Raw genomic sequence first — 6679 nt, 5'->3', positions numbered from 1 at the left:
ATGGCGCGGTTGACGGGGCTCGAACCCGCGACCCCCGGCGTGACAGGCCGGTACTCTAACCAACTGAGCTACAACCGCCCGCTGCCCGTTCGTTGCTGAACGTTTGGGTGTATTATGGCTACGGTCGGGCAGCGTCAAGCGGCGTTTTGAAGTTTTTTCCAAGAACGCAAAAAAGTTTTTGAAACCTGATCGGTCTTAACGGTCAGAACTGCCACCTATGCACGCGTATCGTCAGGACGAACGCTTGCCGAATGTTTTGGGCACATACTTTTTGAACGGTCTGGCTCGCACGAATCCTGAGGCACAACTGCTCAAGATTGAAATATGACCCAAGCAACTTGTTTTCGCTCAGCAAGAATAACCGCGACAACATCTTGTCTCTTTCAGCTTGGCAAGAAACAGGGCCTTGGTTGAAGTATCCCGAGGCAAATTCACTTTCACGTTGCACGCAGGGACGGCGATCATAACGAATCTGACTCGTAGTGACTTCACCCAGTGCAACGCGCCCAAGTTCCTCAAGCCGTAGTGCTGGACTGCCCGTTTTTTTTCGATCTTATCGAAGTCAAAATTTTACGGCTCGAGTGCTCTTGCAAGCCCTTGGAACTCTCTGTATTACGCGTGCTCACGGGTGATTAGCTCAGTGGTAGAGCGCTTCGTTCACATCGAAGATGTCAGGAGTTCAAATCTCTTATCACCCACCATTCTCCCTCTTGCTCACATTCCGATTGCCTCAGAATAGTTCGGTGTCCGAAACACTTCGGCACAGCCGACTGCTTGAAGTTGAAAAAATGGTTGGTCATTGCTGGAATAGTAGTTCCAGAGACACTTTATCAGGACAGTCGCCACCACCCTTGTAAGTACCCCAAAAAGAAAAAGGCGGGGTCTCCCCCGCCTCTGATCTGTTCAGTGTGCTGTTGCCGATGGGCCGGCACTTTCGGCAGCCTTGGCCGCAGCGGCAGCGGCCTCTTCCGCGGCCTCATCCCATTCAACAGGCTCTGGTTCGCTGACCAGAGCGTGTTTCAGCACTTCCGAGACATGCGTGACCGGGATGATCTCCAACCCTTCCTTCACGTTGTCCGGAATCTCTGCCAGATCCTTTTCATTCTCTTCCGGGATCAGAACGGTCTTGATGCCACCGCGCAGCGCCGCCAGCAGTTTTTCCTTCAAACCACCAATGGGCATTGCGTTACCACGCAACGAGACCTCACCAGTCATGGCGATATCCTTGCGCACCGGGATACCGGTCAGCACGGACACGATCGAAGTTACCATCGCCAGACCGGCACTCGGCCCATCCTTTGGCGTAGCCCCATCCGGGACGTGGACGTGGATATCCAGCGTGTCGAATTTCGGCGGCTTCACCCCGATCTGAGGCGAGATTGACCGTACATAAGACGACGCCGCGTCGATGGATTCCTTCATCACGTCGCCCAGCTTACCGGTGGTCTTCATCCGCCCCTTGCCGGGCAGTTTCAGAGCTTCGATATGCAGCAGATCACCACCGACCGAGGTCCAGGCCAGACCGGTGACAACACCGACCTGATCGTCCTGTTCGGCCAGACCGTAACGGAACTTGGGCACACCCAGGAATTCATCCAGATTATCAGGTGTTACAGTGACGTCTTCTGCCTCTTTCTTGATGATCTTGGTCAGCGATTTCCGCGCCACCTTGGCGATTTCACGTTCGAGGTTCCGCACACCCGCCTCACGGGTGTAGGTGCGGATGATCTTCTGCAGCGCCTCATCGGTGAGTTCAAATTCCTTGGCCTTCAGACCGTGGTTCTTGACTTGCTTGCTGATCAAGTGCTGCTTGGCGATCTCGCTCTTTTCCTCTTCGGTGTAACCGGCCAGAGGGATGATCTCCATCCGGTCTAGCAGAGGCCCAGGCATGTTGTAGCTGTTGGACGTGGTCAGGAACATCACGTTCGACAGGTCATATTCCACCTCAAGATAGTGGTCCATGAACGTGTTGTTCTGTTCAGGGTCCAGCACCTCAAGCATCGCCGAGGCCGGATCACCACGGAAGTCCTGACCCATCTTGTCGATCTCGTCGAGCAAGATAAGCGGGTTCGTGGTCTTCGCCTTTTTCAGCGCCTGAATGATCTTACCCGGCATCGAGCCAATGTAAGTCCGACGGTGGCCCCTGATCTCAGATTCGTCACGCACACCACCCAGCGAGATGCGAATGAACTCGCGTCCCGTGGCTTTGGCAACAGATTTACCCAAGCTGGTCTTACCCACACCTGGAGGACCAACAAGGCACAGGATCGGGCCTTTCAGCTTTTTCGAACGCTGCTGAACCGCCAGATACTCAACGATCCGCTCCTTGACCTTTTCAAGGCCATAGTGATCGTCATCCAGAATTTCCTGCGCACGAGCCAGATCCTTTTTGACACGGGATTTGGTGCCCCACGGCAGTGACAGAATCCAGTCCAGATAGTTGCGCACAACGGTGGCCTCGGCCGACATCGGGCTCATGTTGCGCAGCTTTTTCAGCTCGCCTTCGGCCTTTTCGCGCGCCTCTTTCGACAGCTTGGTCTCGGCGATCTTGGCTTCCAGCTCGGCGACTTCGTTCGATCCGTCCTCACCATCGCCAAGCTCCTTCTGAATGGCCTTCATTTGCTCATTCAGATAGTACTCGCGCTGCGTCTTCTCCATCTGAGATTTGACGCGGGTCTTGATCTTTTTCTCAACCTGCAGAACCGACATTTCGCCCTGCATCAGGCCATAGACCTTCTCAAGCCGCTCACTGACCGAGAGCGTCTCCAGCAGTTCCTGCTTTTGTTCGACTTCGATGCCCAAATGGCCCGACACAAGGTCGGCCAGCTTGGCAGGTTCGGTGGTTTCACCAACCGCGGTCAGGGCTTCTTCGGGGATGTTCTTGCGCACCTTGGCATAGCGCTCGAATTCATCCGCAACCGTACGCAACAACGCTTCGGTCGTGGTGACGTCGCCCGGAATTTCGGTCAGATATTCGGCACGAGCTTCGAAAAACTCTTCGTTTTCGAGAAACTCGGTGATTTGCACGCGCGCCTGCCCTTCGACCAGCACCTTGACGGTGCCATCGGGCAGCTTCAGCAATTGAAGAACGTTCGCGAGTACACCGGAGCGGTAAATGCCGTCCTCAACCGGGTCATCGTCACCCGGATCAATCTGACTGGATAGAAGAATCTGCTTGTCGTCCTGCATCACTTCTTCCAGCGCGCGGACGGATTTTTCCCGACCCACGAAGAGCGGCACGATCATATGCGGAAATACCACGATATCGCGCAGCGGCAGGACGGGGTATGAGGAATTCAGAGGCTCTTGCATGCTCAATCCTTATCATTGGCAAAACGGCTCCGGTCCCTTCTTGAGGCAACTCTTGGCCGTCTCCTGTCTTGGACGATAAAGGTGGGGCCTCATCGCCCTTTTTCAACCTTACCGCCGTGTATCACGGTTCAGAATGACTGTTGTGTCCGACGAGGGCAAGGCGGCAATCAGCAAGCTTTTGCAAATTTCACGAAAATCAATTCGAGATCACTTCTCATCCCCAAAAATTTCCCTACAAATCAACAGGCTGACAAAATCTGAACACAAAACCGCCGTGCCCGATCCTCGATCAACCTTTAGTTGCCAACACTACTGACCGTACATTCAAACCGAGTTCACTATGCTAACCCGAGTAATACTCCAATACCGCCGTTTCGTTTTATGCAGCATCCTTTTTACCGTTTTCTTCTGCCTCGGCATCCTACTTGGATACGCGGAGTGGCCAGAGGACGTTCGAGGCCCTCTGGCTCCAGTTGCTTATTTAATCGCGGTGATCCTTTGTGTTGGCACTCCAATCGTTCTGTTCTCCGTCCTTGCAACCTTTATGCTTCCATTGGTGGAGATTTGGCTGGTGTCTTTGATTGTATTGATGCTGTTCTTCACCCCAATGCGCGCCCTTTTGCCAACAGACACCATTCCCGGATGGGTAGATTGCATAGCGTTGGGCGCCCTAAGCATCCTGACTTATCTCGCGGTGTACGGTTCCTGGTTCGGTGGAATTCTGAAGAAAGACATGAAAAAGCACACAAAGACTTTCTACTTAGCTGGAGACCCCGAGGACATCTGGAACGCTTTTTTCCCGAACCCCGAAAATCCAAACCGATATTATTGGCCGAACACACAGTTTCTTCCGCCACCGAATGGCAGCAAAGCCAATTTTATCATGACACTCCCTCGACGCGGTGACCTTGAGAACATGACGCAGGAAGTTTTTATCGAATACGCACAACCCTTTTCAGAGTTTCGATTCAGTACCCTCTCTCTGCCAGGCTGCTCGGATCCAAATCAGATTGTTGAGGTCAAAATCACGCCAAATGGGAAGAAGTGCCAAGTAGAATACACCCGCCAACTAGTTGACGTGCCTATTGGAAAGAGGCTTTTTCTGTATTTGACCAACGACTTTCGCGACACTGTACACAGTATGAAACGCCGCTTTGCCGGAAGGCGCGACGGCTCGCTTCAAGGGCGACAAATGTTGCGCGATTAAAGAGGCTCGATATCTCCCTGCGCCCGCAGCGCATGAAACTGCGACTGCCACGCTTCAAACGACCCAGCAGAGATTGCGTCACGCATTCCCTGCATGATTTCCTGAAAGTAATGAAGGTTGTGCCAGGTCAGCAGCATGCCCGAGATCATCTCGTTGGACCGGAACACGTGATGCAGATAAGCGCGGGAGTAATTCGAACAGGCCGGGCACGAGCATTGTTCATCCAGTGGCCGCGGATCATCAGCGTGGCGGGCATTCTTGATGTTCACAACGCCATATCGCGTGAACACTTGCCCGGTGCGCCCAGACCGTGACGGCAGCACACAATCCATCATGTCGATCCCGCGTGCTACCGCGCCAACGATGTCGTCCGGTTTGCCGACCCCCATCAGATAGCGCGGCTTGTCGGCTGGCAGAAAATCCGGCGCATAGTCGAGGCAACCAAACATGGCCTCCTGCCCCTCACCTACGGCCAGACCGCCGACGGCGTATCCTTCGAACCCGATTTGTTTGAGAGCCTCGGCGCTTTCTTCACGCAAATCCTGTTCCAGCCCGCCTTGCATGATCCCAAACAGAGCATGGCCAGGACGATCTCCGAACGCTTCACGCGACCGATCAGCCCAACGCATAGACAGGCGCATCGACTCGGCGATGCGATCCCGGTCGGCAGGCAAGGCCGGGCATTCGTCAAAACACATGACGATATCGGACCCCAGCAAACGCTGGATATCCATCGACCGTTCAGGTGTCAGTTCATGCTTAGAACCGTCGACATGGGATTTGAAGGTCACGCCCTTCTCAGTCAGCTTGCGCAGCCCTGCCAGCGACATGACCTGAAACCCGCCAGAGTCCGTCAGAATGGGACGGTCCCAATTCATGAACTTATGCAGGCCGCCCAGACGGTCGATACGCTCCGCCGTAGGGCGCAGCATCAGGTGATATGTGTTGCCCAGCAGGATATCCGCCCCGGTCGCACGCACGCTTTCGGGCATCATCGCCTTGACCGTCGCCGCGGTGCCCACGGGCATAAAGGCCGGAGTACGCACTTCGCCCCGAGGCGTATTGATCACGCCGGTTCTGGCCTTGCCATCAGTGGCTTTCAGGTCAAAGGAAAAACGCTCGGTCATGGGGTCGCCTCGGGGTCGCTGAACCGGGTGGGATGTGCCTGAACTGTCCGACCAATGCAACCCGTCAGGGCAGCGTCGCGACACGCTCGGTAAATAGATGCACGACCCCTGCACCGTCCACGTCCCGGCACACACGGACAGGCGGTCGGGAAGGAATCGGACGAGTCGCGCCGGTTTCCGGCCCTTCGGTCACAACCTGCAGACCGGTCTCTACCGTTTCGAACATGGGCTCATGCGTGCAGGCAATCACCGCAGTCGAGTCGTGAAGGCCGCAGCCCTCAAGCCCGCCGACCTCTTTGTAAAATTTCAGGTAGAACCGAGAGATATCTCTCAGAAATCCGCCCATATCTAAAGATTGATCGGCCAAGGCGTCGAAATCTGCAGTTTCGTAAAGGGTTTTGAGTGTCACGTCTAAACCTACCAGCACGGTCTCAGGTGGAGCGGCGAAGATCACATCCGCTGCTTTTGCGTCATGATAGATGTTGGCCTCCGCATGCGGCGTGATATTACCAGGGCAATAAACCGCGCCTCCCATTATCACCAAACGCTTGATATTGGTCGCAAATGCGGGGTCCAGCTGCATCGCTTGGGCAATATTGGTCAAAGGGCCGACCGCACAAACGACCAACTCTCCCTTATGCCGGCGCGCCATATCGACGAGAAATTCAGCAGCCGACTTCGGGTGATTTGCCCCAATCTCGGGAATGTCGGTTATGTCGCCGAAGCCCTCAGGGCCATGAACGTGCTCAGACGGAGCGTGAGTGTCTTGCCCAATTGCGCACGCGGCGCCTTCGGCCACCGGAGCATCCAACCCAAGCATATGCAGCAAGAACCGTGCATTGCGGCTGGACTGATGCACATGCGTGTTTCCGAACACCGTGGTCAGACCAATCAGGTCAATCTCGGGCGCTGCAGCGGCATAAGCAATTGCCATGGCATCGTCGATGCCGGGATCAGTGTCGATGATAAGTTTCATCCCAGTCCGATATCGCAAACATCGCGGGATGCAAAGCGGCCACATTCCGAATTTTCC

4 protein-coding genes and 2 tRNA genes are annotated in these 6679 nt (G+C 54.9%); 2 read left to right on the top strand and 4 right to left on the bottom strand.

The features are described 5' to 3' along the window. Position 1: 1 nt before the first annotated feature. Positions 2–78: transfer RNA gene (locus ABLN94_RS08855), tRNA-Asp, on the bottom strand. Between the two features lie 548 nt (positions 79–626). Here ABLN94_RS08855 and ABLN94_RS08850 point away from each other — a divergent pair. Further along, positions 627–701: transfer RNA gene (locus ABLN94_RS08850), tRNA-Val, on the top strand. Positions 702–903: 202 nt separating this feature from the next. Here ABLN94_RS08850 and lon read toward each other — a convergent pair. After that, positions 904–3312: an endopeptidase La gene (lon, locus tag ABLN94_RS08845; RefSeq protein ID WP_352991654.1), complete on the bottom strand. Its 2409-nt coding sequence runs from the start codon at positions 3310–3312 to the stop codon at positions 904–906. Between the two features lie 340 nt (positions 3313–3652). Here lon and ABLN94_RS08840 point away from each other — a divergent pair, with 340 nt between their 5' ends. Further along, complete coding sequence (locus ABLN94_RS08840; RefSeq protein ID WP_352991653.1) at positions 3653–4519, top strand: hypothetical protein; 867 nt, start codon at positions 3653–3655, stop codon at positions 4517–4519. On the opposite strand, the gene tgt is transcribed toward ABLN94_RS08840, so the two are convergent. Both tgt and ABLN94_RS08830 read right to left on the bottom strand, forming a co-directional pair. Next, positions 4516–5646, bottom strand: a complete 1131-nt coding sequence (gene tgt / locus ABLN94_RS08835; protein WP_352991651.1) for a tRNA guanosine(34) transglycosylase Tgt — start codon at positions 5644–5646, stop codon at positions 4516–4518. The genes ABLN94_RS08840 and tgt overlap by 4 nt on opposite strands. A gap of 64 nt (positions 5647–5710) precedes the next feature. Next, complete coding sequence (locus ABLN94_RS08830) at positions 5711–6622, bottom strand: nucleoside hydrolase (protein ID WP_352991649.1); 912 nt, start codon at positions 6620–6622, stop codon at positions 5711–5713. Positions 6623–6679: the final 57 nt, after the last annotated feature.

The organism is Ruegeria sp. SCP11, from assembly GCF_040329455.1.
Classification (GTDB): Bacteria; Pseudomonadota; Alphaproteobacteria; order Rhodobacterales; family Rhodobacteraceae; genus Ruegeria; species Ruegeria atlantica_E.
Note: the sequence above shows the minus strand (reverse complement) of the source record. Positions and strands in the feature narration are given on the sequence as shown.

What these genes read in the sequence shown, in the direction of transcription:
- lon (WP_352991654.1), bottom strand. Translation starts at nt 3,312, where the DNA reads ATGCAAGAGCCTCTGAATTCCTCATACCCCGTCCTGCCGCTGCGCGAT.
- ABLN94_RS08840 (WP_352991653.1), top strand. Translation starts at nt 3,653, where the DNA reads ATGCTAACCCGAGTAATACTCCAATACCGCCGTTTCGTTTTATGCAGC.
- tgt (WP_352991651.1), bottom strand. Translation starts at nt 5,646, where the DNA reads ATGACCGAGCGTTTTTCCTTTGACCTGAAAGCCACTGATGGCAAGGCC.
- ABLN94_RS08830 (WP_352991649.1), bottom strand. Translation starts at nt 6,622, where the DNA reads ATGAAACTTATCATCGACACTGATCCCGGCATCGACGATGCCATGGCA.